The following is a 24,110-nucleotide window of genomic DNA, read 5'->3' as shown; positions in this document are numbered from 1 at the left end:
TCAGGGCTCCGTGGGCCAGCCCGGAGGCGGTCCTCCGGTGTCCGTACAGGCCGAGATCCCGACGCTCACGAACATGCCGATGACGAACAGGCCGATGAGGACGGCGAGGACCACGGCGAGCACGCGAAGGCTCCGGTACGCCTTGGCCCGCACGCGCGCGTGCGTGGTGAGGTTCGTCAGCTCGTCGGCGCGCAGGGTCCCGTCGCGCCAACGGCCGTGCAGCCGTACTTCGTCGCCGTTGCTCACGGACCCGGAGAAGGAGAGCCCGCGCATCTCCACCGGGATGAGCTTGAGGGCGTTCCCGCTCGCGTCGTGACGTTCGATGCGGAAGTGCCAGATCTCTTCCTCGCCGCCGTTCCCCCACTGCTCGCGGCGTGCCTGGAAGTCCCGGACGACCCCGGTGAAGTGGTCTCTCCCGGAGCCTTGGCGTGCCTCGCGCGGTGTCGCCCGAGGCGGGGCCCCATACGTACTCGCAGCTCCGTACGATGTCGGGGCGTCGTACGGCCTAGGCCGCGGGGGCCTGCCCGATGTGGGGGCTTCGTACGGCCTGGAGGGTGCTCCGCCCGCTGGAGAGGGCCTGGAGGGTCCGCCCGCTGTAGGGGCCCCGCATGCCGGGCAGTACTGCGCCGAGGCCGTCACGGGGTCGCCGCACGAGGCGCAAGGGCGGGTCAGCGCGGTACGGCACTGTTCGCAGTAGGCAGAGCCGACGCGATTCTCGAACCCGCAGGACTGGCAACGCATGACATCGCTTCCTCATCCCCACGCTAGCACCCCCCACCCCCCTCCGCGCGCTGAAGTCACGCCCCTGACCTGCTCATTCGCCCCGTTTCCCCCGAGCACCGACGCCCCACTTGGCCGCGTACATGACATCGTTACCCGACCGACCCACGACGTTCACACAGTTGTCCGCGCACCCGTGCCACTCTCCCGATGGTTGATCAGTCAACTCGCGTAGACCGCACGCCCCTTGAACGGCCGTCCGGCACGCGAGGCCTCCGGGAAAGGACACACCCCCACATGCCCGTCCCGCGCGTACGCCGCTGGAAGCCCCTGGCTCTGGCCGCCGCCACCGTGCTCGTCGGCATCACCGTGCCGGCCACGGCCACGGCCTCCCCCACCGCCACGGCCTCCCCCGCCCCCGCCTACGACGACACGTACTACCGCGACGCCCTCGGCAAGACCGGCGCCGAGCTGAGGTCCGCGCTGCACACGATCGTGAGCGACCAGACCAAGCTGTCGTACGACCAGGTCTGGGACGCGCTGAAGACCACCGACCAGGACCCGGCCAACAGCGCGAACGTGATCCTGCTCTACACCGGCGCCTCACGGGCCAAGAGCGCGAGCGGCGGCGACCGGGGCGACTGGAACCGCGAGCACGTCTGGGCCAAGTCCCACGGCGACTTCGGCACGGCGACCGGCCCCGGCACGGACATCCACCATCTGCGCCCCGAGGATGTCACCGTCAACAGCATCCGCGGCAACAAGGACTTCGACAACGGCGGCGGCGCGGTCGGCGGCGCCCCGGGCAACCTCACGGACGCCGATTCGTTCGAGCCCCGCGACGCGGTCAAGGGCGATGTGGCCCGCATGATCCTCTATATGGCCGTCCGCTACGACGGCGAGGCCGGCTTCCCCGACCTGGAGCCCAACGACCGGGTGGACAACGGCAGCGCGCCCGCCATCGGGCGCCTGTCGGTCCTGAAGAAGTGGAACGCCGAGGACCCGCCGGACGCCTTCGAGAAGAACCGCAACCAGGTCATATTCGACAAGTTCCAGCACAACAGGAACCCGTTCATCGACCACCCGGAGTGGGTCGAAGAGGTCTGGTGACCTGACTCCTCAGCGGCCGCCCCCGCCCTCGAACTCCTTGGGCGGTGGCCCCCCGCCGGTGTCGGCGAAGAACTGCCAGAGGGTGATCAGGGCCACCGCCTGGGCCACCAGGTAGGCGAGCTGGAGCGAGAAGTACCGCATCTGGTAGATCGACAGGAGCAGCCCGACCCTGCTCTGCCAGAACCGGCGTTCGCCCTGGAAGGTCTCCAGGTCCAGGGCGATGCCGGTGAGCGTGAGGACGGGCAGCATCGTCACCACGAGCAGGGCGAGGTCGCCGTGTCCCTGGTCCAGGGCGAAGTTCCCGAGCGCGTCGGGTACGGCGGGCAGGGCGAAGGCGGCGGAGACGGTCAGCGCCTTCACCGGACCGCGCCGCCCCGGCAGTACGCGCCACAGCGCGCCGAGCACGAAGCCCGCGCCCGCCCAGCAGACCTGCCAGCTCACAAAGCCCATGGGGATGTCGGGCAGGCCGAAGCCGTAGTGCAGGTTCGCGCGCCAGTGGTCGCCGCGGATCCACCCCGACCAGACGACGACCGCGCTCGCCGGGAGCCCGAGGAGGCAGGCGAGGAGGGCGGCCCTGCGGCCGTTGCCCCACCAGGTGTCGCACGGTCCGAGGGCGAGCGCCACGTCGACGACGGAGACCTGGGCGGGCAGCCTGCCGGTGGTCCCCGCGCTGTCGGTCCAGGTGTGCAGGCCCCGCACCTCCTGTTCGAGCAGCCGGCGTTGGAGTATGTCGTCGTCCGACTGACCGTGGTCGAGGCGGCGCATCTTCGCGTGGCTCTCGCGGTAGCGGCGGGCCCGGCCGAGGATGTCGGCGCGTCGTGCGGCGGTCACGGTGACGCCGAGCCGCTCCGTGGAGGACTCCAGTGCGCGGTTGAGTACGGCCTTGCGCGCGCCGACGGCGAGGACGAGCCGCAGCGCCAGCATGTTGAAGAAGATCCATAGGGCGCTCAGGACACCGTTGTTGGCGAAGACTCCAAGGCCCATGCCGACCACGACGGGGAAGAAGATCATCAGGACGCGGCGGTCCTCGCGCTCCTCGGCGGGTGACTCGGTGGGCCGTGCGGCGGCGGCGCGCAGCGCGGCGAGGAGGGCGGTTTCGGTGAGGAGCCACACCGGCAGCCACCAGTTCTGGCTGTGCACGACGAACCACGTGACGTCCTGGCGCAGTTGTGCGCGGTGCTCGATACCGTACTGGGCGTCGCCGTGGTGGCTCAGCCAGGAGACGCGCTGCCAGTCGCGCTCGGCGGCCAGGATGTAGCACGCGCCGACGGCCAGGGTGAGGGTGACGATCAGCGGTCCCGCGTACCGCATGAGCAGTTCGCGCGGTGCTCCCGGTGTCCTGCGGCTCGGCGGGATCAGACCGGCGGCGCGGGCGAGGCGCCAGGCGGCGGCCGCGAAGGCGAGGAAGGTGAGCGCCTGCGCCGAGCCACCCGCGATGCTCAGCGCGTAGAACGCGCGGTACGACGTGCCGCCGCCGACGTCGATATCGGCGGGCAGGCCGAGCAGGTGCGGCTGGAAGGCCACGGCCAGTACCGGTACCGCCAGCGCCGCGGCCGCCAGGACGACGGGGCGGCGCGGTCGCGCGAAGGCCAGGAGGAGGGTGGCCGTGCAGAGCGAGGCGGCGAGAATGAGGCGGGGCTCCCGCGCGGTCCACAGGTCGTCGTCGCCGAGGGCCCTCAGCCAGCGCAACAGGGTGGCGTCTCCGTCGAACACGATGACGGTGCCCGTCGAGACCCACGCCCAGTTGCTGAGCGTCGTCGCGGATTCCGCTTCGAGGGTGCTCGCCCCGGCACGCCGTCGCAGTCGCGCGGCCGCGTGCAGCGTCAGTCCCGCCACCACGAACGTCCACGCCATGTTGCCGCCGTCGTTGAGGTTGGCGAACAGGAAGCGGCTGTCCTGGGCGGCGTACGAACGCTGCCAGGCCGGTTCGAGCCGTACGGCGACGGGTGGCGGCGCCTTCTTGCCCTTGGGGCGCCACACCAGCGCGGTGGCGCCCTCCTTCGTGGTGGGCCGCGGCGTGGCGGACTCGGCTCCGGGGTCACCCGGGTCGACGAGGATCTTCGTCCAGTTCACGCGGCGCAGGCTGGGGGGCGGTTCGAACAGGAGTCGCCAGTGGGCGGTGCCCCGCTCGATCTTCCAGGGGCCGAGTGAGAACCAGCCGTTGTCCTCGTCGATCCAGGAGAAGGTGTCCAGCGTGACCCGCAGGCCGCCCTTCTCCGCGCTCACCTTCGGGCTTCCCTCGGACCGCCACTCGCTCCACCAGCGGTGTTGTGTGCCGTGGGGCCGGGCGAAGCAGCGCATGGCCCGGCGGTAGCCGTCCGTGTCCTCGCTGAGCAGCAGGGACTTGGTGTACCGCCAGGACGACGGGACGTGGACGGTCAGCCGCGCGGTCACCTTGGTGTGGACGTCGCCGCTGTGCCAGAGGCGGATGGAGGCGCTCGCCCTCGCCTTGTCCGAGCCCTTGGTCGGGCACCACAGGCCCACCAGGTCCTGCCCCGGTATCGCCGGTTTCTCCTCGGCTCCCGCCCGCGCGGGCCACAGCACCGCACAGAGCACGAGCAGCATCAGCACCGCGCGTGACCTCAACAACCGACCCCCGCCCCCGAGTTCCGACGCCCGCCAGTCTTCCGGATCTCGGCCGCTCCCGTGAGGTGATCAGCGCTACTGCGGGCCCGTGCGGTGGTCTAGATTGCTGCTTGATCGTCGAACTACTTGACGCAGTACGCATGACGGGCCACGTGGGCGACCATGTGCCGTCGGTCCCAGGAGGCTCTCGTGTCAGACAACGACCCCCAGCAGCTCGGCTCCGCCGCCGACGTCCGCGCGCGCATCGACACCAGCAAGCCGCACTCCGCCCGCTTCTGGAACTACTTCGTGGGCGGCAAGGACAACTACGAGAAGGACCGCGAACTCGGCGATCACATCAAGGAGATCTTCCCCGGCCTGGTGGACGTGGCCCGCACCAGCCGCCTCTTCCTCGGCCGCGCGGTGCGTCATCTGGCCGCCGAGCAAGGGGTACGGCAGTTCCTCGACATCGGTACGGGGCTGCCGACGGCGGACAACACGCACGAGGTCGCCCAGCGCGCGGCCCCCGACTCGCGCATCGTCTACGTCGACAACGACCCTCTGGTCCTCGCCCACGCGCGGGCCTTGCTGACCAGCACGCCCGAGGGCGAGACGGCGTACATCGACGCCGATCTGTACGACCCGGAGGCGATCCTGCGGGAGGCCGCGAAGACGCTGGACCTCTCGCGGCCGGTGGCCCTGATCATCCTCAACACCCTCGGCCATGTGGCCGACCACCGGCAGGCCCGCGATCTGGTCGCGCGGCTCATGGCCGGTCTGCCGTCCGGGAGTTACCTGGTGATCAGCGACTCCACGGCCACGAGCGAGGGCATGATCGCGGCGTCGAACGAGTACAACAAGAGCGGCGCGATCCCCTACTACGTACGTGATGTCGAGGAGATCGGCGCCTTCTTCGACGGCCTCGAACTGCTGGAGCCGGGTGTCGCGCAGGTCACGCGGTGGCGCGCGGAGACGGAGGAGACGACGCCGGTGGACGCGTACGGGGCAGTGGCCCGCAAGCCGTAACCCCCGGCGGCCAGCACCCCGCGCCCAGTACCGAGCACCCAGCACCGGGCACTCAGCCCCCACCGGAAGGACACAACCCCATGGCGGTCATCCACCACACCGAACTCAAGCCGACCAAGCTGGAGTTGCTCAGCTCCTGGCTGCCTTCCCGGCCGTGGTACGCCGGTTCGGGCGAACCGGCGCTGGTCAAGGCCGGCGGTTTCCGGCTGGACGATCCGCAGGGGGAGGTCGGGATCGAGTTCATCGTGGTCACCGACACGTCCGGCGCCGAGCCGGCCACCTATCTGGTGCCGCTCACCTATCGCGGTGCCCCGCTCGACGGGGCGGAGCACGCCCTGGTCGGCACCATGGAGCACGGGGTGCTGGGGCGGCGCTGGGCCTACGACGGCTGCCAGGACCCGGTGCTCGCGGCCCAGTTGCTGGCGCTGATCGAGGGCCGGGCCGAGGCGCAGGACCAGAACACCAGCGACCTCCCCGACCGGGACATCGCCCGCTCCTACACCGGTACGCGCCCCACCCCCATCCCCTCCCCCGCCCTCACCGCCCCCGCCGTCGATGACGAGGACGGCACCGAGCTGCCCGCGCCGCAGGGCATGAGCCTGCGCCTGCACCGCGTACTGCGCCCCGCCCCGGACGGCGCGGCGGCCCTGCCGCCAGAGGTGACCGGCCAGGTCACCGGCTCCTGGCAGGCACCGGACGGCTCCCGCACGCGCAGCCTGTACGCCACCTTGCGCACCGGAGCCCGCGCCTAGGGCGTATCCGCGACGTCCCGCCTGCGGCCCCTCCCCCGCATGGCTCAAAAGCGCTCAACCGCTGCGCCGCAGGCAACCCGTCCGCCTGCCGCCGTGTCCCTTCCGCCGAAGATCGACGATCCCCGACGGAAGGACGCACCCAGTCATGCGAGCATCCCGCAGGCTGCGCCTCGCACTGGTGGGAGCGGTCGCGCTCACCGCGACATCGCTCGCGGCCACCGCACTGGCCGCCCCGGCCGCTCCCGCCTCCGCCCCGGCCGCGGGCGGCCACAGTGCGACGCGGGAGGCGATGGACGCCGCCGTGAAGAGCGGCGCCCCCGGTGTCGTCGGGCAGGCGAAGGACATCTACGGCACCTGGAAGGGCTCGACGGGCGTCGGCGACCTCAGGACGGGGCGGCCGCGCTCGGCCGACGAACACTTCCGCATCGGCAGCATCACCAAGACGTTCGTCGCCACGGTGCTGCTCCAGCTGGAGGCGGAGGGCGAGCTGTCGCTGGACGACAAGGTCGACACGTGGCTGCCCGGCGTGGTGAGGGGCAACCTCCACGACGGCCGCCACATCACCCTCCGCCAGCTCCTCAACCACACCAGCGGCGTCTTCAACTACCGCGACGACAGCGAGTTCGTGCGGACGTACATGCTCAAGGACGCCTTCTTCAAGACCCGTTACGACACGGTCACCCTCGACCAGCACGTGAAGTACGCCATGGCGAACAAGCGTGACTTCGCGCCGGGCACGTCCTGGAAGTACTCGAACACCAATTACTCGCTGGCCGCGATGGTGATCGAGAAGGTCACCGGCAACGCGTACGGCGATGAGATCCGCCGCCGCGTCATCGAACCGCTGCGCCTGCACGCCACCTCCGTCCCCGGTGCGGACCCGCGGGTGCCCCGGCCGAGCAGCCGGGCCTACGCGAAGCTCGCCGAGTCCGCGGACGGCCCGAGCCACGACGTCACCGAACTGAACGCGACACGCGCAGGCGGCGGGGGCGACATGATCTCCGACGCCGCCGACCTGAACCGCTTCTTCTCGGCCCTGCTGCGCGGAAAACTGCTGCCCAAGGAGCAGCTCGCCGAGATGAGGACGACCGTCGAGGCCAAGGGGCTCCCCGGGGCCCGCTACGGCCTGGGCATCGCCGCGCGCGAGCTGAGCTGCGGCGTCGAGGTCTGGGGCCACCACGGCGGCATCACCGGCTGGACCTCGGAGGCGGTCACGACGGCCGACGGCCGCCACTCGCTGGCCTTCAACTTCAACGGGGACTGGTCCGGGGACAGCGACGCGGTGATCGAGGCGGAATTCTGCGGCTAGGAGGGCTATCGCGGATCAGGCGTCCACCAGCCCCCGCTCCTCGTCGTACGCCGCCCGGGACTCGGCGATCGTCACGCGGTGGCGTTCCGCCCAGCCCGTGAGGCGCAGGAGCGTGCCGTGCAGTTCATGGGCCACCGGGGTCAGTTCGTACTCCACCTTCGGGGGGACCGTGGGGTGCACGGTGCGCTTCAGGAGGCCGTCCCGCTCCAGATTGCGCAACGTCAGCGTCAGCATGCGGCGGCTGATGCCCTCGATGGCGCGCTCCAGTTCGGTGAAGCGGATGGGGCCGTGGGCGGCCGCGATGAGGATGGGGACGCTCCATTTGCCGACCACCCTGTCAAGAACTTCCCGGACCGGGCACGCCTGCGCGTTCACGACCTGCGAGGTAACACCGGTGTTCCCCTGGGACATCGAAGTGCCTCCTTCTGCCCGGCGCCGCGGGCCTCCACGATGAACTCCGTTACAAGTCGTGCACCTTTGCAGGTCAGAGGCGCTCATTACGGAGGTTGTCACCATGTCCCACGCCGTGTCCGAGGTCAACACCCCAGCGCCGTCGCGGCGGTCGCCGGCACCCCGCGGGACCGCGTCGCCCTGGGCCTCGCTCGCGGTCCTCTCCTCGGGCCTCCTGATGACCATCATCGACGGGAACATCGTGACCGTCGCCATGCCCGCCATCCAGGCCGACCTCGGCTTCTCCGCGGCCGGGCTCGCCTGGGTCGTCAACGCGTATCTGATCGCCTTCGGCGGGCTGCTGCTGCTCGTCGGGCGGCTCGGGGACCTCGTGGGGCGCAAGCGCATGTTCGTGACGGGGCTGGGGCTCTTCACCCTCGCCTCCGTCCTGTGCGGTGTCGCCACCGATCAGGGCGTGCTCGTCGCCGCCCGCGCCCTGCAAGGCGTCGGTGGCGCGATGACCTCGGCCGTCGTACTCGGCATGCTCGTCGCCCTCTTCCCCGAGCCCCGCGAACGGGCCAGGGCCATCGCGGTGTTCAGCGCGGTCGGCGCGGCGGGCGGCGCGCTCGGCACGTTCCTCGGCGGAGCCCTGACCGAGGCCCTGAACTGGCACTGGATCTTCCTGATCAACCTGCCCATCGGTGCCGTCGCCCTGGTCGCCGCCGTACGCGTCCTCGACAACGACCGCGGGTCCGGGCTCGGCCAGGGCGCCGACTACCCCGGCGCCGCCCTCATCACCGGCGCCCTCATGCTCACCGTCTACACGATCGTCACCGCCGCCGAGCACAGCACCGCCGTCACCGTCGTCCTCTCCGTCGGCGCCCTTCTCCTCTACGCCGCCTTCGCCCTCCGTCAGGCCCGCGCAAAAAAGCCCCTGCTGCGGCTGCGCCTCTTCCGCTCCCGCGTCCTGACGGGCGCCAACGCCGTGCAGATGCTGATGATCGCCGGGATGTACGGCTTCCAGTACATCGGCGCCCTCTACCTCCAACGCGTCCTCGGCTTCGGCGAGTTGCGGACCGGCGTCGCCTTCCTCCCCGCGCCCATCGCCATCGGCGTCCTGATGCTGGGCCTGTCCGCGAAGGTCATCGGCCGCTTCGGCGCCCACCGCACGCTCCTCGCGGGCCTCGCCCTGATCACGTCCGGCCTCGCGCTCCTCGGCCGCCTGCCCGCCGACGGTTCGTACGTCCTCGACGTCCTGCCCGCCATGCTGCTGCTCGGCGCGGGCTTCGCCGCCGCCATGCCCGCCGTGACGGGGCTCGCGATGGGCGCCGCCGAGGAGGAGGACGCGGGCCTGGCCTCCGGTCTCTTCAACACCACCCAGGTGGTGGGTGGTTCGCTCGGTCTCGCCATTCTCACCACGCTCGCCGCGAGCCGCACGGAATCGCTCACCGGCCGGGGCGCGGACGCCCTCGCCGCCACCGCCGACGGCTACCGGCTGGCCTTCTGGGTCGCCGCCGGCATCGCCGCCGCGGGCCTCGCCCTGGCCGCCGCGATCCTGCGCCCCTCCCGGGACGGGCAGTAATACCCTCTCTCCCCACCGGGCGAGCAGGGGCCCGCTGGCCCGTCCGGGGGGTGTATCCCCGGACTCCGTGTGTGCCGCACGGCGGCGCCCCGGCTCACGGCGCGGGGCGTGAGAACTTGGCTCACATGACTCCTCCCCCACACCCGGACCAGCACCCGGATCCGGCCCCGGACCCGGAACCGGAGCCCCACGGCACCTCAGGAATCCAGCCCGGCGGCGGCGTGCCACCGGGCGAGACCCCGCCCGCCGAGGGCGGCATGTCGGGGGCCGGACCCGCCCACGATCCGCCGAAGGGGTGGTCGAAGGGCCCCCTGGCCCTGATCCTCGGCCTCTCCGTGCTGATCGCGGCGTTCTTCCTCGTCTACGCCCTCGTCCTGCTGCTCTGACGCCGACACCACACCGGTTGCCCCGCGCGGATCTCCGCCCAGACGGTCTTGCCGACCTGCCGCGCCGCCACACCCCACTCCGCGGCCAGCGCCGCCACGATCACGAGCCCCCGGCCCGACTCCTCGTCGGGCTCCGGGGGTTCGGGCGTCTGTGGGGGCATACGTTCGGTCCGCGTGTCCGTCACCTCGATACGGAGCGTGTCGGCGCTCAGTGTCAGGCGCAGCTCGAAGTCGCGGCCGGGCACGCGTCCGTGCGTCGCGGCGTTCGCCCCCAGCTCGGCGATGATCGCCTCGGCGGTGTCGGACAGTTCGCTGTCGTACTCGATGCCCCAGCCGTTCAGGTGGTACCTGGCCAGGCGCCTCGCGAGGCGGGCGCCCCGGGGCGTCGCGCTGAGACGTTGCGTGAATTCCCGCGTCGCGGTGGCGGGTCGGGCTTGCGTTGGCATGACGCCCACCGTGGCCTCGCCGCGGCCCGTACACCAGCCACCAAACTCGTACGCTGAGTCAGCGTACGAGTACAAAGGGTGGACAGCGCGGGTAACGGTCCGTGACCATTGAGGCGTTGGCGGGGATCGGTACACGAGCGTCGGGGGTTTCCCGTGATGTCGTCAAGCAGCAAAGAGCCCGAGGCGTCGGACGGTCTGAAGACCTTCGGCGCGGTCCTGAAGAGCTTCCGCAAGCGGGCGGGGCTGACACAGGAAGAGCTGGCCAATGAGGTGGGGTGCTCCTCGCACTTCCTCGCCTCGATCGAGCAGGGCAGGAGGTTTCCGCCACCGGGCTTCGTCGACCGCTGCGAAGCGGCGCTGGACGCGTTCGGGACGCTGCGGCTCGCAGCGAATCAGCTCTCACGCAAGCCGGGGCTCGCGACCTGGTTCCGCCAGTGGGCCCGCCTGGAGCAGGAGGCGATCGCCCTCTATACGTACGAATGCCGGTTGATTCCGGGGCTGTTGCAGACCCCGGCGTATTCGCGCACGCTGTTCGTCAATCAGCTTCCGCCGCTGAATGACGAGCAGATCGAAGCGCAGCTGGCAGCCCGCTTGGAGCGACAGCGGCTCCTCACGGAACGGCCGAACACCTCGTACAGCTTCATCTTGGAGGAACATCTGTTCCTGCGCCGCATGGGCGGGCATGACGTCACCATGGAACTCATCGACCATGTGCTGGCGCTGGCCAAGCACAGGAACATCGAGGTGCAGATCATGCCGGTGGAGCGGGAAAGTCATGCGGGGATGGACGGCCCCATGCGGCTGCTTGAGACACCGGAGAACAAGTGGTTCGCCTACGCCGAGGGACAGGAGAGCGGCCAGCTCATCTCCGATCCGAAAGTAGTCAGCATGCTCCAGATGCGGTATGCCAAGATGCGATCACAGGCTCTCTCGTTCGAAGAATCTGTGAGCCTGCTGGAGCGGATGCGAGGAGCAAGATGAGCACCCCTGACCTGGCCTGGTTCAAGAGCAGCTACAGCAGTGGCGGTTCCGGCGACTGCGTCGAAGTAGCCCTCACCTGGCGCAAGTCGAGCTATAGCGGCGGTTCCGGTGACGACTGCGTAGAGATCGCCCCCTGCCCGGGAGCCATCCACGTACGCGACTCCAAGAACCCCACGGGACCCCAGCTCGCCCTGGAGCCCCGCGCCTGGGCGGAGTTCGTGGGCTACGCGTCCCGCGGCTGACGCTGGGTCGCCACCAGTTCCCTGGCCTCCTCGTCCGTCGCGACCGACGGCGGGGAGCCCTCCAGGGGCTTGCGCGCCGTCTCCTTCATCGCGGCGACCGCGATGATGCCGACGAGGCCCGCCAGCATCGTGTAGAACGCGGGCATCAGGTCGTTGCCGGTCGCGCCGATCAGCGCGGCGACGACCAGGGGGGTCGTACCGCCGAAGAGCGAGACGGAGATGTTGAAGCCGATGGAGAGCGAGCCGTAGCGCACGTCCGTCGGGAAGAGGGCGGGCAGCGAGGACGACATCACGCCGAGGTAGCAGACCAGCGCGAGGCCGAGGATCAGCAGCCCGGCGAAGACCGGTACCGTGCCGCCCTGCTTGATGAGCAGGAACGCGGGGAGGGCCAGGACGAAGAAGCCGACCGAGCCCGCCATCAGGACCGGCTTGCGGCCGATACGGTCCGAGAGGCGGCCCACCGAGTTGATGAGCGCCATCAGGATCAGCATGACGATGACGATCGACATCAGGCCGCCGGTCTCGCCGAAGCCGAGCTGGGTGAGGTACGTCGGCATGTACGACAGCAACATGTAGTCGGTGACGTTGAACGCGGCGACCAGCGCGATGCACAGCAGCATCGCCCGCCACTGGCCGACGAAGGAGTCCTTGAAGGACTTCTTCTGCCGCTCGGCGGCCGGGCCCTCACCCTCCTCCATCTTCTGGAACGCGGGCGACTCGTCGAGCTTCAGCCGCAGGTACAGGCCGATGAGGCCGAGCGGCGCCGCGACGAGGAACGGGACGCGCCAGCCCCACGACTGCATGGCGTCGTCGCTGAGCAGCATGGTCAGGGTGGTGACGAGGACCGCGGCGACGGTGTAGCCGATCAGGGTGCCGAACTCCAGGAACGAGCCCCAGAAGCCGCGGCGCTTGTCGGGGGCGTACTCGGCGATGAAGGTCGCGGCGCCGCCGTACTCCCCGCCCGTGGAGAAGCCCTGCACCATGCGGCACAGGACGAGGAGGACCGGGGCCCAGACGCCGAGGGTGGCGTAGCTGGGGATCAGGCCGATCGCGAGCGTGGCGCTCGACATCATGATCATGGTGAGCGCGAGGATCTTCTTGCGGCCGACGCGGTCGCCGAGCGGGCCGAAGAACATGCCGCCGACGGGGCGTACGAGGAAGGCCGCGGCGAAGGTGGCGAGCGAGGAGAGGGTCTGCGCGGTCTCGTTCCCGGAGGGGAAGAACTCCTTGCCGATGATGACGGCGAGGTAGGCGTAGACGCCGAAGTCGTACCACTCCATGGCGTTGCCCAGCGCGGTCGCCTTCACCGCACGTTTGACCTGGGCCTCCTCGGTGACCGTGATGTCCGAGCGGCGCAGGCGCGGGTGTTTGCGGCGGTGGATGGCGCGGAACAGGGCGCGGTGGCGGGCGACGGCCTCCGGAGCGGGCGGTGCCGGTGTTTCTGCTGGTTCGGGCGCGCTCACTGTGCAGTCACTCTCTCGCGTCGGCGTCGGTCATCGTTGATCACTCGTCTGCCCTGTGGACGTCGATCAACACTGCCAACCGGCGGCTCGGAAAGAGCCGGACCGTTGGTCCTCGCGGCGGGGGCCTGAAGTCCTCGCGGGCAAGGACTTCCGGCCTACGGCGGCCCGTGACCCGTGCGAGGCGCATTCAGGCGGCGCCCGTTAGAGGCGGGGGGCGCGCGGGGGAAGAGATACAGCGGTATGTGCCGCCGCGCGCCCGCCCCCTCCCGACCGACGGAGCCCCCGATGCCCCTCCCCCGCCGCTTGTTCCTCACCGGCCTCGCCGGTACCGCCGCCGTCGCCTGTTCCGGCACCCCCGCGGACGGCGTCCCGGGCGCCCGGCGCACCGCCGCCGCCGACGCGGCCCGGCGGCTGCTGCCCCGCCACTGGAAACAGATCACGTTCCGTACCGTCCCGCCGAAGCCGGGCGCCGGTGACTTCTTCCAGGTCACCGGAGGCGGAGCGCGCGGCCGCATCACCGTCACCGGGACCACCCCCGCCGTCCAACTCACCGGCCTACGGCACTACTTGAAGCACACCGCCCGCGCCAACATCACCTGGGCGGGCAGCCGGACGGACCTGCCCCGCCGGCTTCCCGCCCCCGCCGAAACCCTCACCGGCCGGGCGAACACCCCGCACCGGTTCGTCCTGAACGACACCAACGACGGCTACACGAACGCGTACCACGGCTGGAGCTACTGGGAGCGCGAGCTGGACGTCCTCGCCCTGCACGGCTACAACGAAGTGCTCGTGTACGTCGGCGCCGACGCCGTGTACCACCGCACCCTCCAGGAATTCGGCTACGGCGACGAGGAGTTGAGATCCTGGATCCCGGCCCCCGCCCACCAGCCGTGGTGGCTCCTCCAGAACATGTCGTCGTTCCCGCACCCGGTGTCCCGGCAGCTCCTCGACGCCCGCGCCCGCCTCGGCCGCCGCATCTGCGACCGGCTGCGCGAGCTGGGCATGACACCGGTCCTGCCGGGCTACTTCGGGACCGTGCCGCCCGGCTTCAAGGAGAGGAACCCGGGGGCGAGGACGGTCCCGCAGGGCAACTGGGTGGGCTTCGCCCGCCCCGACTGGCTGGATCCGCGCACCGGCCACTTCGCGCGCGTGGCCGCCGCCTTCTACCGGACGCAGGACGATCTCCTCGGCCCGACCACGATGTACAAGATGGACCTGCTCCACGAGGGCGGCAAACCCGGTGACGTGCCCGTGGCCGAGGCGGCCAGGGGCGTCGAGAAGGCACTGCGGACCGCGCACCCGGGCGCCACCTGGGTGATGCTCGGCTGGCAGCACAACCCGCCGAGGACCATCACCGACGCCGTGGACAAGAAGCACATGCTCGTCGTCGACGGCATCTCCGACCGCTTCCCGCACATCACGGACCGCGAGGCGGACTGGGGCTCCACCCCCTACGCCTTCGGCTCCATCTGGAACTTCGGCGGCCACACCGCCCTCGGCGCCAACACACCGGACTGGGCCGAGCTGTTCGAGAAGTGGCGCACCAAGGAGGGCAGCACGCTCAGCGGCATCGCCCTCATGCCGGAAGCGGCCGACAACAACCCGGCGGCCTTCGAACTCTTCTCGGAACTCGCCTGGCGGACGGGGAGCCTGGACCTTGAGGAGTGGTTCGCCGAGTGGGCCACCGCACGGTACGGCGCCGCCGATCCGCACGCCGCCGCCGCGTGGGACGTCCTGCGCCGCACCGCCTACGGCACGACCCGCGCCGACAAGTGGGCCGAGGGCGCGGACGGCCTCTTCGGGGCGCGGCCCGATCTCGCGGCGAGGTCGGCGGCGTCCTGGTCACCGAAGAAGATGCGGTACGACCCGGCGGAGTTCGTCCCCGCGCTCGGCGAACTCCTGGCAGTACGGCGGGACTTGCGGGACTCCTCCGCGTACCGCCGCGACCTCCTCGACGTCGCCCGGCAGGCGCTGTCCAACCACAGCCGCGTCCTGCTGCCGCGCGTCAAGGAGGCGTACGACGCCAAGGACACGGCCCGCTTCGACCGGCTCACCAGCGACTGGCTCGATCTGATGGACCTGCTCGACCGGCTCGTCGCCACGGACTCCCGCCACCTCCTGGGCCGCTGGGTCGCGGACGCCCGCGCGTGGGGCGCCGACGCGCGGGAGCGGGACCAACTCGCCTACGACCAGCTGTCATTGCTCACCGTCTGGGGCCATCGCTCCGGGGCGGACGCCGGGCTGCGCGACTACGCCAACCGCGAGTGGGCGGGGCTCGTCGGCGGTCTCTACCGGCTGCGCTGGGAGCGCTACTTCGAGGAACTGCGGTCCGCGCTCACGGAGGACCGCGCACCCCAAAAGACCGACTGGTTCGCCTTGGAGGACGGCTGGATCCGCGACCCCGGCCGCCTGGCCACGCGGCCGACCGGTGACACATACGAGATCGCGGCACAGGTGCACGCCCGGCTGACCACGGCCCGGTGAGGCCTGCCCGTCACGGGGCGGGGACCTTGCGGACGGTGGTATCGCCGGGAGTCAGCCGCCGACCGTCCGCCGAGAGCACTTCCAACGCGCGCAGGGGCCGGCCCCCGCGGCGGTCGAGCAGCTCCGAATGCGGTTCACCGGGGGCGAAGAAGTTCTCCTCGCCCCACTGCCGCAGGGCCACGATGACGGGGAACAGCGCCTCCCCCTTGGGCGTCAGTACGTACTCGCGGTAGGCGCTGCCGTCCGAGGCGGGGACGGACGCGAGGACACCGCCCGCCACCAGCGCGCGCAGCCGCGCGGTGAGGATGTTCTTCGCCACGCCGAGGCTGCGCTGGAACTCCCCGAAGCGCCGGCTCCCGTCGAAGGCGTCCCGCACGATCAGCAGGGACCACCAGTCGCCGATCGCGTCCACGGACCGGGCGACGGGACATGCGCTGTCGTCGAAGCGGGTTCTGGTCACCATGGCGTTCCTCGCCTCCCTTGCGCCGATACCCGACTGGATCCGGTATCCGACCGGATCTGGTTGCAACATGCTACCAAAGCGGGTTACGGTCCCCTCCACCGACATTGGTAGCAACTTGAAACCAGATCTCCGGAGGGGCTCGTGCTCGTGCCGTCCCGTGGGTTGGTCACCCTGTTCGCGTTCGCCTGCGGGACAGCGGTCGCCAACGTCTACTTCTCCCAGCCGCTCCTGGTGACCATCGGCCGCGACCTCGCCATGAGCCCGGCGCTCGTCGGCAGCGTGGTCACCCTCACCCACGTCGGCTATGGGCTCGGCCTCTTCTTCCTCGTACCGCTGGGCGATATAGCCGACCGACGGCGGCTCGTCGTGGCCCAACTCCTGCTTCTGGTAGGGGCGTTGGCCGCAGTGGCCTTGGCTCCCACGGCGGCGGCCCTCCTCGCGGGCATGGCCGCGACCGGGCTCCTCGCCGTCGTCACGCAGACGCTGGTGGCCTTCGCGGCGTCGCTCGCACCGGCCGCCGAGCGCGGGCGGGTCGTCGGCCTGGTCACCAGCGGCGTGGTCATCGGCATCCTCCTCGCCCGCACCGCGTCCGGCCTCCTCGCCGACCTCGCGGGCTGGCGCTCCGTCCACCTCGCCTCCGCCTCGCTCACCGCCCTGCTCGCGCTGACCCTGTCCCGGGTGCTGCCGCGCCACGGCGGCACCGCGCCCGCGCGCCTGCGCTACGGACAGCTCCTGCGCTCCACGGTCACCCTGTTCGCACGGGAACCGCTGCTGCGGCTGCGGGCCCTGTTCGGGCTGCTGATCTTCGCCGCGTTCAGCACGCTGTGGAGCAGCGTCGCGCTGCCGCTCAGCGAGGCGCCGTACTCCATGTCCCACAGCGCGATCGGCGCGCTGGGCCTCGTCGGTGTCGTCGGCGCGCTGGCCGCGGGGGCGGCGGGACGCCTCAACGACCGCGGGCTCTCCCGGCGCACCACCGGGATCGCCCTCGCGCTCCTCGCCGCCTCCTGGCTACCGCTGGCCTTCGCCCGCAGCTCGCTCTGGTCCCTCTTCCTCGGGGTGGTCCTGCTCGACCTCGCCGTGCAGGCGGTGCACGTCACCAACCAGTCGCTGATCTACGCGCTGCGCCCGGACGCGGGCAGCAGGCTCATCGGCGGATACATGGTCTTCTACTCGATCGGCAGCGCAGCCGGGGCACTCGCGGCGACCTCGCTGTACGCGGCGGCGGGCTGGGGCGCGGTCTGCGCCCTCGGCGCGGGGTTCAGCTGCGCTGCGCTCGGGGTGTGGGCGGTTACCCGGCGGCGCCCTGTCCCGTCTCGGACGCGGGTCGGCTCGGGCTGACCTCCTCCAGGCGGCTGCCCCGCGGCACGGTGACGGACATGATGTCGCTGGGGGCGTCCAGTGCGATGCGGTGCCATCGCCCGCGCGGGACGACGACCGCCGTTCCCGCCGGCAGCTTGACCTCCTCCTCCTTCTCACCCGGCTGCTGCGGGCGGAAGTAGAGACGTATCCCGCCGCTGAGGCAGGTCACGATCTCGTCGGCGGCGGAGTGGACCTCCCAGTGATCGGCGTGGACGTCGGCAGCGGTCTCCGCATGGAACGTCATCAGCTGCCAGCCGTCCCGTTCGGTGTCGAACACGGGTTGCACGGCGCGCGCCTGGCCGTCCCGGTCGAGGTGGATGAAGGAGGCGAAGAGGTCGATCGGGGCAACAGTCATGGCGATACATCCGTTCTGCGGTCATCGTTCATGTGGTCAGGTGCGCGGCTCGGGGCCGGGCCGGCGGGCCCGGCCGCCTACGCGGTCAGCCGTACATCGCCACGCGGTACAGCGTCGCGAGCGCGGCGTCGATGGGGTGGGGCTGCGGTCTGCCGGCGGAGTCGAGCCTGTTCCACCGCTGCATGTTCACCGCGACCGCCATCTGCCGCTTGCCGTCGGCACGGATCATGGCCAGCGCTCCACCACCCCAGACCGTGCCGCCATGGCCCCAGAAGGTGCCCTGACCGGGACCCTCCATCGGGTGCATGCCGAGTCCGTAGTCGATCGTCTTCCCCTCCTGGGAGATGACCGGGACCGTGCGTTGCATCTGCGCCAGCGACGACGGGCTGACGATCTCCCCGGCCAGCAGCTTGCCGAAGAAGCGGTTGAGGTCCGCGACGGTCGATATCAGCGAGGCCGAGGGGCCCACCCATGACATGTCGTACACGCTGTAGTCGCGCGGCGGGTCGATCATGCCGAACCACGCCTCGTAGAGCTGCGAGTGCGGCCCGTTCACGTGGGATCCGGCGGGGAGTTCGGTGTCCTGGAGCCCGGCGCGCTCGATGACGTTGCGAGTGATGTACCGCTCGGCCGTCGTACCGGTCACCTCTTCGAGGAGTTCGACGAGGAGCAGGTAGTTGGTGTTGGAGTACAGCCCCGGAGCGCAGCCCGGGGGGCCGAAGGCGGGCGCGGTGACCCCCATCTCGATCAGTGCGGCGGGGTCGAACCGCGTGTACCGGTGGTCGTCCAGGCTCTGGGGCCCGGTGTCCGCGATGGCGGGGAACGCCTTGAGGGAGGGGTAGGCGTACGGGAGGTACTCGGCGAAGCCGCTGGTGTGGTTGAGCAGCATCCGGACCGTGATCGCGTCACCGCGCTCCCCGGGAACCAGCTTCGGAAGGTACCCGCCGATCGGCGCGTCGAGATCGATCCGACCGCTCTCGACCTGCTGGAGGACCGCGGCGGCGGTGAAGGTCTTGGTGATGCTGCCGACCCGGTGCCGCATATCGGCGGTGACGGGGCGGCCGGTGACGACATCGGCGACCCCGGCGGCACCGCGCCAGACCTGCTCACCGTCGCGCACCTCGGCGAACAGGCCGGGCATCCCGGCGCGGTGGACCTCTTCGATGGCCGCGTTCAACAGCGCGGAATCCAGGGGGTTCGTCACGTCTTGCGTCCTTTCGTCTTCCCCGGGCCGGGCACCGCGTCGGGCGCCCGGCCAGGGCAGCAGGGAACGAGCGGCGTGCCGGTCCGCCCGGCATGCCGATGTCCTCATTATGCACGCGGTGCGTGCAACGCCAAGTGCATAAGTTAGGCTGAGGTCCGACGAGAGGGGCACGATGGCAGGCCGAAGGCGTTGGTCAACCGAAGAGATCCTGGACGCGGCGGCGGAGCTGCTGCGCACGAGCGACACGGATTCGTTCAGCGTGCGCAAGCTGGCCGCGGCCCTCGGGACCGATTCCTCCAGCCTCTACCGGCACTTCCGCAGCAAGACCGAACTGCTGCGCGCTGTCGCCGACCGGATCCTGCTGGCCGCGGTGGACGGCTACCACCCCGAGGGCGACTGGAAGCAGCGCATCACGGCCCTGGCCCTTCGCGTGAGAGAGGCCTTCCGGCAGCAGCCGCAGCTCGCCGCGGTCTGGGGGCGCTACGCGTCGAGCGGCACCGGTTCCCGGCTGGTCATGGAAGAGGTACTCCAGGCCCTGCGCGCGGCGGGAGTGCCCGACGAGGAGATCCCGGCGCGCTACCACCGGATCGCGATCCTCATCGCCGCGCTGATCTCCTCCGAGGCAGGGGTCGGCGCCATCACCCCCGAGGAGCAGGAACAGGGCATGGAGCTGTTCCGCGTCGCGGTACTCGGCGCCGACCCCGAACGCTTCCCCGCCCTGGCCCACTTCGCCCGCGACGTCCGCCCCCTGGGGGTGGACCGCCGCGCCGCGTTCGAAGAGATCCTCGCGGCGCACCTCACCCACATCGAGGCGGATCGTTAGGGATTGAGCGGCGCGGGATTCAGCGGCGCGGGCACTCCTTCCACGCCATGTGGTACTCCGTGCTGATGTCGCCGTCCGTCGAGTCCATCGTCATCAGGCTGGTCCTCGCGGGGTCCGAGGTGCCCGCGTCCACGCGCAACTCCGTGTTGATGTTGAAGTTGCGCCGCTCCCCGCACGGCGCCCAGACCAGTTGCGCCCAGTCGGTCGTGTCGGTGGCCTGCCAGTTGTCGCTGTAGGCACCCTTGAACTCATGGGTCTTCGCGGCCGTGTTCGGTGACCCCTGGAAGTAGTACGAGGCCTTCTCGATGCCCTTGGCGCCCGGCTGGAGCGAGGCGTAGCCGCGGTAGTCCGCGCTGGCGATCGCGTAGGTGAAGCCCTGCGGCACGTACACGATGAGGTTGAGCTGGCAGTTCTTGCGGAACGCGGTGGGGTTCGCGCCCCCGCCCGCCTGGGCGAGGTAGTCGCTGTAGGTGACCGTGAAGGCCGTGTTGTCCTCGGAGACGGCGACGGCCGCGGTGCCGCGCGGGCAGCCCGAGCCGTTCACCGTGGCGACCTCGATCACGATCTTGTCCGGCGGCGGTTCGAGGGTCCCGGCCGGACTGTGCGCGGGAAGCGTCGAGCCGATCAGCGCCGCGACGGCGCCGCTCAGCAGCAGTGCACCAGCCATGGTTCTCCGTTCCATTGCGAAGGAGGGGGGTGGGAGAAGTGCCGTGGTGCGTGGAGCCGCGGTGCGTGAAGCGGAATGCGTGAGCGAGGGGAGCGTACGGACCAGGGGGAACGGCTGCCAGAGCGATGTCCGGCCATTTAGCCGACGCCAACTCGGCGCCGGGTAACGCCTCTTGACGGGTATACGCCGCCGCCAATCTCTGGTAGGAAACCTTCCTAACAGAACGCGGAACGACGAACTCCCCCTCCAGGAGGCCCTCGTGCAAACCCCCCACCCCACCCGCCGCACCCTCCTCACCTTCATGGGCGCCGCCGCCCTCGCGGGCCCGCTCATCGCCTCGCAGACGGCGACGGCGACGACGGCGGCGCCCCCGGCAGCGGTCGGCGCCCTAGGGCTCGACGATCCGGCGAAGAAGGAGATCGCCATGAAACTCGTCTGTAGCGCCGAGAACTCCAGCCTCAACTGGAAGGAGTACTACCGCTACATCGAGGACATCGGCGACGGCCGCGGCTACACCGCGGGCATCATCGGCTTCTGTTCCGGCACCGGCGACATGCTGGACCTCGTCGAGCTGTACACCCGGCGCAAGCCGGGCAACGTCCTCGCCAAGTACCTGCCCGCCCTGCGCGAGGTCGACGGCACCGACTCGCATGAAGGGCTCGACCCCACCTTCGTACGCGACTGGGAGCGAGCCGCCGGGGACCCGGCGTTCCAGAAGGCGCAGAACGACGAGCGCGACCGCGTCTACTTCAACCCGGCCGTCAAGCAGGGCAAGGCGGACGGCATCGGCGTACTCGGCCAGTTCTGCTACTACGACGCCATCGTGATGCACGGCGACGGCACCGACTCCACCAGCTTCCGCAACATCCGCGGCCGCGCACTGCGTTCGGCGAAGCCGCCGGCCCAGGGCGGCGACGAGGTGAAGTACCTCAACGCCTTCCTCGACGCGCGCGTCTGGGCGATGAAGCAGGAGGAGGCCCACGAGGACACCAGCCGGGTCGACACCGCGCAACGGGTGTTCCTCAGGAAGCGGAACCTCGACCTGGACCCGCCGCTGGACTGGAAGGTGTACGGCGACTCCTACCACATCGGCTAGGGAGGGCGGCAACGCGGAGCGTTGTCAACCGACGACAACGCCGCAGATCGGCGTGCCAGACCCCGCGGCCCGCGGCATGATCCGCCGGACAGGCCCTAGTAGGCGACACGGACGACCGCGCCCTTCTCCAGGGCTACCCATAGCGCCCCGTCCGGGCCCACGGTGATGCCGTGTGGTTCGGACGCCGGCGTCGGAAGCTCGTATTCCTGGATCACCGCCACCTGCAAGGGCGTTGACGTGATGCGGCCGACGCGGTTCGCTCCCCACTCGGTGAACCAGCAGTCCCCGGCCGCCGTCGCGACGACGGCGTGCGGCTTCGCCGTCCGGTCCGGGAGCGGGAACTCCTCGATTCGGCCGTCCACCGAGATCCTGCCGATCTGCCCGGCCATGATCTCGACGAACCACAGGGATTCCCCGTCGGAGGCGATCCCCACCGGCCCCGCGCCCTCCGTCGGCAGCGGATGGAGGTCGACGTGACCGTCGGTGCCGACGCGGCCGATCGCGTTCGCCTGGTTGAGGGTGAACCACAGCGCGCCATCGGGCCCCGGCGCGATCGCCGAGGGGAAGGCGCCCTCGGTCGGCAGGACGAACTCGGTCATCTCCCCACCGGTGTCGACGCGGCCCACGCGATCACTGTTCATCTCCGTGAACCACAGCGCGCCGTCCGGCCCCGACGTGATGCCGTAGGGCCCGCTCCCGGGCGTCGGCACCCGGAACGCCTCCGTCTTGCCGTCGACCGTGACGCGCCCGATGTGGTGGTCCTTGGTCCGGGCGAACCACAGCGCGCCATCGGGCCCCGGGGTGATGACGGTCGGGCCGCACTCCGGTGCCCCGAGACCGTACCGCGTGAACTCCCCCTCCACGGTGAGGCGGGCGACCTCACCGCTGCCGTTGAGGGTGAGCCACAGGGCGCCGTCGGCCCCGGCGGCGATTCCGTACGGACCGACGCCCTCGTCGGCCACCCGGATCTCGTGGAGGTGCGGGAGACGGCTGTCCGACTCGCCCGACACGTCTGACACGGCGGTTCCTTTCGGCGGGGGCCCGATCGGCGCGCGGGGCCCGGAGATCCTCGCCAGCTTCGCAGCCCCGCCGAGTCAGGTCGAGTCAGTATTGGTCACTTCACCGGCTGGCCCGGGATCCGCGTGTGCGCGATCTCTCCGCCCGGCTCCATCGGTGCCGTCACCTCGTCGTCGTCGCGGCCCCCGCCGATGTGGTTGAAGACGAGGTTCAGGAGCACCGCCGCCACACAGCCCGTCGAGATGCCCGAGTCGAGGATGATCTTCGCGGTCTCCGGGAACGCGTGGTAGAACTCCGGCGCCGCGATCGGGATCAGGCCGACGGCCAGCGAGACGGCCACGATCAGGACGTTGTTGTCCTTCTCCAGGTCCGCCTTGACCAGCGTCTGGATGCCGCTCGCCGCGACCGAGCCGAACAGGACGACGCCCGCGCCGCCGAGCACCGGGCGCGGCACGACCGCGATCAGCGAGGCCGCCATCGGACACAGGCCCATCAGGACCAGGAAGCCGCCGCCCACCGCGACCACGTACCTGCTGCGGATCCTCGTCATCGCGACCAGGCCGATGTTCTGGGCGAAGGCGCTGCACATGAAGCCGTTGAAGAGCGGGCTGACCGCCGAGCCGAGGCAGTCCGCGCGCAGACCCGCCGCGATGGTCTTCTCGTCGGCGGGGCGGTCCACGATCTCGCCGAGGGCGAGCATGTCGGCCGTCGACTCGGTCATCGAGACGACCATGACGACGCAGAGCGAGACGATCGCGGCGGCGGCGAACTGCGGGGCACCGAAGTGGAAGGGCGTCGGGAAGCCGACGATGTCCGCCTCACCGACCGGGCTGAAGTCCGTGACGCCGAAGGGGATCGCGACGAGCGTGCCGACGACCAGACCGAGCAGGACCGCGATCTGCTTGACGAAGCCGGTGGTGAAGCGGCGCAACAGCAGCACGATGACGAGCGTGATGCCCGCCAGGGCGAGGTTCTTGGTCGAGCCGTAGTCGTCGGCGCCCGGCACCGGGCCCTGCGCCCAGCCGAAGGCGACCGGCATGAGGGAGATGCCGATGAGGGTGATGACCGTACCGGTGACGACGGGCGGGAAGAACCGCACCATCTTGGAGAAGAACGGCGCCGCGATGAAGCCCAGCACACCCGCGACGATCACCGCGCCGAAGATGAGCGGGAGCGCGTCGTCCTTGTCGTTCGTCGAGTCGACGACGGCGAGCATGGGCGCGACACCGGCGAACGTGACGCCGTTGACGAAGGGCAGCCGGGCGCCGATCTTCCAGATGCCGAGGGTCTGGAGGAAGGTGGCGAGGCCCGCGGTGAACAGACAGGCGCCGGTCAGGAAGGTGAGTTCCTTCGCGGAGAGGCCGACGGCCGCGCCGACGATGAGCGGCGGGGCGACGACGCCCGCGTACATGGCGGCCACGTGCTGGAGGCCGGTGGTCGCCATCTTCAGGGGCGGGAGCTTCTCGTCGACCGGGTGGATGCCTTCCGGTCGTATGGCCCCCTCGTCGGAGTCGGGGTCCGGGGTGGTGCCTTGCTTGGTGAACCTGGGCTGAGTGGCCACGGTGGCTCCTCCGGTTGTTTTCCAGCCCCGGCTGGGCGCCGGCACTTTTCGCTTCTGGGAGGTGGGGGGTGGTACTTGGTGCAAGGACTTGCTCGGTGGTGCGGTGGTG

The 24,110-nt window shown here is 70.6% G+C and carries 23 protein-coding genes and 1 pseudogene; 12 read left to right on the top strand and 12 right to left on the bottom strand.

Features of this window, described 5'->3' with window-relative positions; translation table 11 throughout:
• Together IG54_RS42820 and IG54_RS43710 are read right to left on the bottom strand one after the other, a co-directional pair.
• Nucleotides 1-279, bottom strand: a complete 279-nt coding sequence (locus tag IG54_RS42820; RefSeq protein WP_030778183.1) for a hypothetical protein — start codon at nt 277-279, stop codon at nt 1-3.
• A gap of 336 nt (nt 280-615) precedes the next feature.
• Nucleotides 616-741, bottom strand: a pseudogene (locus tag IG54_RS43710) (double zinc ribbon domain-containing protein); the annotation flags it as partial.
• A 276-nt stretch (nt 742-1,017) separates the two neighbouring features.
• On the opposite strand from IG54_RS43710, the gene IG54_RS0105965 reads away from it, so the two are divergent.
• Nucleotides 1,018-1,830: an endonuclease I family protein gene (locus IG54_RS0105965; RefSeq protein ID WP_030778182.1), complete on the top strand. Its 813-nt coding sequence runs from the start codon at nt 1,018-1,020 to the stop codon at nt 1,828-1,830.
• 9 nt (nt 1,831-1,839) lie between these two features.
• On the opposite strand, the gene IG54_RS0105960 is transcribed toward IG54_RS0105965, so the two are convergent.
• Complete coding sequence (locus IG54_RS0105960) at nt 1,840-4,416, bottom strand: DUF6185 family protein (RefSeq protein ID WP_234336008.1); 2,577 nt, start codon at nt 4,414-4,416, stop codon at nt 1,840-1,842.
• Between the two features lie 189 nt (nt 4,417-4,605).
• Between IG54_RS0105960 and IG54_RS0105955 the strand changes: the two genes are divergently transcribed.
• The 3 genes from IG54_RS0105955 to IG54_RS0105945 all read left to right on the top strand — a co-directional run bounded on the left by IG54_RS0105955 (nt 4,606) and on the right by IG54_RS0105945 (nt 7,482).
• The gene (locus IG54_RS0105955) at nt 4,606-5,421 is read left to right on the top strand and encodes an SAM-dependent methyltransferase (RefSeq protein ID WP_030778180.1); all 816 of its coding nucleotides are present in this window, start codon (nt 4,606-4,608) and stop codon (nt 5,419-5,421) included.
• Nucleotides 5,422-5,501: 80 nt separating this feature from the next.
• A complete protein-coding gene (locus IG54_RS0105950) occupies nt 5,502-6,173 on the top strand; it encodes a maltokinase N-terminal cap-like domain-containing protein (protein WP_030778178.1) in 672 nt (223 codons plus the stop codon).
• A 145-nt stretch (nt 6,174-6,318) separates the two neighbouring features.
• A complete protein-coding gene (locus IG54_RS0105945; protein WP_051819299.1) occupies nt 6,319-7,482 on the top strand; it encodes a serine hydrolase domain-containing protein in 1,164 nt (387 codons plus the stop codon).
• 15 nt (nt 7,483-7,497) lie between these two features.
• Here IG54_RS0105945 and IG54_RS0105940 read toward each other — a convergent pair whose 3' ends face one another.
• Nucleotides 7,498-7,893 (bottom strand): winged helix-turn-helix transcriptional regulator, encoded by a 396-nt coding sequence (locus tag IG54_RS0105940; protein ID WP_030778176.1) that lies wholly within the window; start codon nt 7,891-7,893, stop codon nt 7,498-7,500.
• A gap of 103 nt (nt 7,894-7,996) precedes the next feature.
• Here IG54_RS0105940 and IG54_RS0105935 point away from each other — a divergent pair, with 103 nt between their 5' ends.
• Both IG54_RS0105935 and IG54_RS0105930 read left to right on the top strand, forming a co-directional pair.
• Complete coding sequence (locus tag IG54_RS0105935) at nt 7,997-9,454, top strand: MFS transporter (protein ID WP_106976950.1); 1,458 nt, start codon at nt 7,997-7,999, stop codon at nt 9,452-9,454.
• A gap of 125 nt (nt 9,455-9,579) precedes the next feature.
• Entirely contained in the window at nt 9,580-9,840 is a 261-nt protein-coding gene (locus IG54_RS0105930) for a DUF6480 family protein (protein WP_030778174.1), read from the top strand.
• Here IG54_RS0105930 and IG54_RS0105925 read toward each other — a convergent pair.
• On the bottom strand, nt 9,816-10,286 hold the full coding sequence (locus IG54_RS0105925) for an ATP-binding protein (protein WP_051819298.1): 471 nt from the start codon (nt 10,284-10,286) through the stop codon (nt 9,816-9,818). The genes IG54_RS0105930 and IG54_RS0105925 overlap by 25 nt on opposite strands.
• A gap of 156 nt (nt 10,287-10,442) precedes the next feature.
• Here IG54_RS0105925 and IG54_RS0105920 point away from each other — a divergent pair, with 156 nt between their 5' ends.
• Nucleotides 10,443-11,267: a helix-turn-helix domain-containing protein gene (locus IG54_RS0105920; protein WP_030778171.1), complete on the top strand. Its 825-nt coding sequence runs from the start codon at nt 10,443-10,445 to the stop codon at nt 11,265-11,267.
• On the top strand, nt 11,264-11,509 hold the full coding sequence (locus IG54_RS0105915) for a DUF397 domain-containing protein (protein ID WP_030778170.1): 246 nt from the start codon (nt 11,264-11,266) through the stop codon (nt 11,507-11,509). Before IG54_RS0105920 ends, IG54_RS0105915 begins: the two co-directional genes overlap by 4 nt.
• On the opposite strand, the gene proP is transcribed toward IG54_RS0105915, so the two are convergent.
• Nucleotides 11,491-12,972 carry a glycine betaine/L-proline transporter ProP gene (gene proP, locus IG54_RS0105910; RefSeq protein WP_030778169.1) on the bottom strand — a complete coding sequence of 494 codons (1,482 nt, stop codon included), beginning with the start codon at nt 12,970-12,972 and terminating at the stop codon, nt 11,491-11,493. The two genes, IG54_RS0105915 and proP, sit on opposite strands and share 19 nt — an antisense overlap.
• Before the next feature lie 285 nt (nt 12,973-13,257).
• On the opposite strand from proP, the gene IG54_RS0105905 reads away from it, so the two are divergent.
• Nucleotides 13,258-15,456, top strand: a complete 2,199-nt coding sequence (locus tag IG54_RS0105905) for an alpha-N-acetylglucosaminidase (RefSeq protein WP_030778167.1) — start codon at nt 13,258-13,260, stop codon at nt 15,454-15,456.
• A gap of 10 nt (nt 15,457-15,466) precedes the next feature.
• Here IG54_RS0105905 and IG54_RS0105900 read toward each other — a convergent pair whose 3' ends face one another.
• Entirely contained in the window at nt 15,467-15,919 is a 453-nt protein-coding gene (locus IG54_RS0105900; protein WP_030778164.1) for a winged helix-turn-helix transcriptional regulator, read from the bottom strand.
• Nucleotides 15,920-16,066: 147 nt separating this feature from the next.
• On the opposite strand from IG54_RS0105900, the gene IG54_RS0105895 reads away from it, so the two are divergent.
• Complete coding sequence (locus tag IG54_RS0105895) at nt 16,067-17,257, top strand: MFS transporter (protein WP_051819312.1); 1,191 nt, start codon at nt 16,067-16,069, stop codon at nt 17,255-17,257.
• Here IG54_RS0105895 and IG54_RS0105890 read toward each other — a convergent pair.
• Together IG54_RS0105890 and IG54_RS0105885 are read right to left on the bottom strand one after the other, a co-directional pair.
• Entirely contained in the window at nt 17,208-17,633 is a 426-nt protein-coding gene (locus IG54_RS0105890; RefSeq protein ID WP_030778160.1) for a cupin domain-containing protein, read from the bottom strand. The genes IG54_RS0105895 and IG54_RS0105890 overlap by 50 nt on opposite strands.
• 85 nt (nt 17,634-17,718) lie before the next feature.
• Nucleotides 17,719-18,837 carry a serine hydrolase domain-containing protein gene (locus IG54_RS0105885; RefSeq protein WP_030778157.1) on the bottom strand — a complete coding sequence of 373 codons (1,119 nt, stop codon included), beginning with the start codon at nt 18,835-18,837 and terminating at the stop codon, nt 17,719-17,721.
• Nucleotides 18,838-19,009: 172 nt separating this feature from the next.
• Between IG54_RS0105885 and IG54_RS0105880 the strand changes: the two genes are divergently transcribed.
• Nucleotides 19,010-19,660: a TetR/AcrR family transcriptional regulator gene (locus tag IG54_RS0105880; protein ID WP_030778155.1), complete on the top strand. Its 651-nt coding sequence runs from the start codon at nt 19,010-19,012 to the stop codon at nt 19,658-19,660.
• Nucleotides 19,661-19,679: 19 nt separating this feature from the next.
• Here the strand turns inward: IG54_RS0105880 and IG54_RS0105875 are convergent, their stop codons facing one another.
• Nucleotides 19,680-20,327 carry a DUF4360 domain-containing protein gene (locus IG54_RS0105875; protein WP_030778153.1) on the bottom strand — a complete coding sequence of 216 codons (648 nt, stop codon included), beginning with the start codon at nt 20,325-20,327 and terminating at the stop codon, nt 19,680-19,682.
• Nucleotides 20,328-20,628: 301 nt separating this feature from the next.
• Between IG54_RS0105875 and IG54_RS0105870 the strand changes: the two genes are divergently transcribed.
• Nucleotides 20,629-21,423 carry a chitosanase gene (locus IG54_RS0105870; RefSeq protein ID WP_078593776.1) on the top strand — a complete coding sequence of 265 codons (795 nt, stop codon included), beginning with the start codon at nt 20,629-20,631 and terminating at the stop codon, nt 21,421-21,423.
• A 95-nt stretch (nt 21,424-21,518) separates the two neighbouring features.
• Here the strand turns inward: IG54_RS0105870 and IG54_RS0105865 are convergent, their stop codons facing one another.
• Nucleotides 21,519-22,442, bottom strand: a complete 924-nt coding sequence (locus IG54_RS0105865; RefSeq protein WP_234336006.1) for a virginiamycin B lyase — start codon at nt 22,440-22,442, stop codon at nt 21,519-21,521.
• A gap of 95 nt (nt 22,443-22,537) precedes the next feature.
• Nucleotides 22,538-24,001, bottom strand: coding sequence for a nucleobase:cation symporter-2 family protein (locus IG54_RS0105860; RefSeq protein WP_199809495.1), 1,464 nt, complete (start codon nt 23,999-24,001; stop codon nt 22,538-22,540).
• Nucleotides 24,002-24,110 lie beyond the last annotated feature (109 nt).

It is taken from the genome of Streptomyces sp. NRRL S-920 (genome assembly GCF_000717945.1).
GTDB classification, from domain to species: Bacteria; Actinomycetota; Actinomycetes; order Streptomycetales; family Streptomycetaceae; genus Streptomyces; species Streptomyces alboniger.
This window is presented reverse-complemented; position numbering and strand designations above follow the sequence as displayed.

Bases quoted from the DNA above. Each gene is read 5' to 3' on its own strand.
- IG54_RS0105945 (WP_051819299.1), top strand. From the start codon at position 6,319: ATGCGAGCATCCCGCAGGCTGCGCCTCGCACTGGTGGGAGCGGTCGCG.
- IG54_RS0105920 (WP_030778171.1), top strand. From the start codon at position 10,443: ATGTCGTCAAGCAGCAAAGAGCCCGAGGCGTCGGACGGTCTGAAGACC.
- IG54_RS0105965 (WP_030778182.1), top strand. From the start codon at position 1,018: ATGCCCGTCCCGCGCGTACGCCGCTGGAAGCCCCTGGCTCTGGCCGCC.
- IG54_RS0105935 (WP_106976950.1), top strand. From the start codon at position 7,997: ATGTCCCACGCCGTGTCCGAGGTCAACACCCCAGCGCCGTCGCGGCGG.
- IG54_RS0105925 (WP_051819298.1), bottom strand. From the start codon at position 10,286: ATGCCAACGCAAGCCCGACCCGCCACCGCGACGCGGGAATTCACGCAA.
- IG54_RS0105915 (WP_030778170.1), top strand. From the start codon at position 11,264: ATGAGCACCCCTGACCTGGCCTGGTTCAAGAGCAGCTACAGCAGTGGC.
- IG54_RS0105900 (WP_030778164.1), bottom strand. From the start codon at position 15,919: ATGGTGACCAGAACCCGCTTCGACGACAGCGCATGTCCCGTCGCCCGG.
- IG54_RS0105950 (WP_030778178.1), top strand. From the start codon at position 5,502: ATGGCGGTCATCCACCACACCGAACTCAAGCCGACCAAGCTGGAGTTG.
- IG54_RS0105930 (WP_030778174.1), top strand. From the start codon at position 9,580: ATGACTCCTCCCCCACACCCGGACCAGCACCCGGATCCGGCCCCGGAC.
- IG54_RS0105880 (WP_030778155.1), top strand. From the start codon at position 19,010: ATGGCAGGCCGAAGGCGTTGGTCAACCGAAGAGATCCTGGACGCGGCG.
- IG54_RS0105870 (WP_078593776.1), top strand. From the start codon at position 20,629: ATGGGCGCCGCCGCCCTCGCGGGCCCGCTCATCGCCTCGCAGACGGCG.
- IG54_RS0105905 (WP_030778167.1), top strand. From the start codon at position 13,258: ATGCCCCTCCCCCGCCGCTTGTTCCTCACCGGCCTCGCCGGTACCGCC.
- IG54_RS0105940 (WP_030778176.1), bottom strand. From the start codon at position 7,893: ATGTCCCAGGGGAACACCGGTGTTACCTCGCAGGTCGTGAACGCGCAG.
- IG54_RS0105875 (WP_030778153.1), bottom strand. From the start codon at position 20,327: ATGGCTGGTGCACTGCTGCTGAGCGGCGCCGTCGCGGCGCTGATCGGC.
- IG54_RS0105890 (WP_030778160.1), bottom strand. From the start codon at position 17,633: ATGACTGTTGCCCCGATCGACCTCTTCGCCTCCTTCATCCACCTCGAC.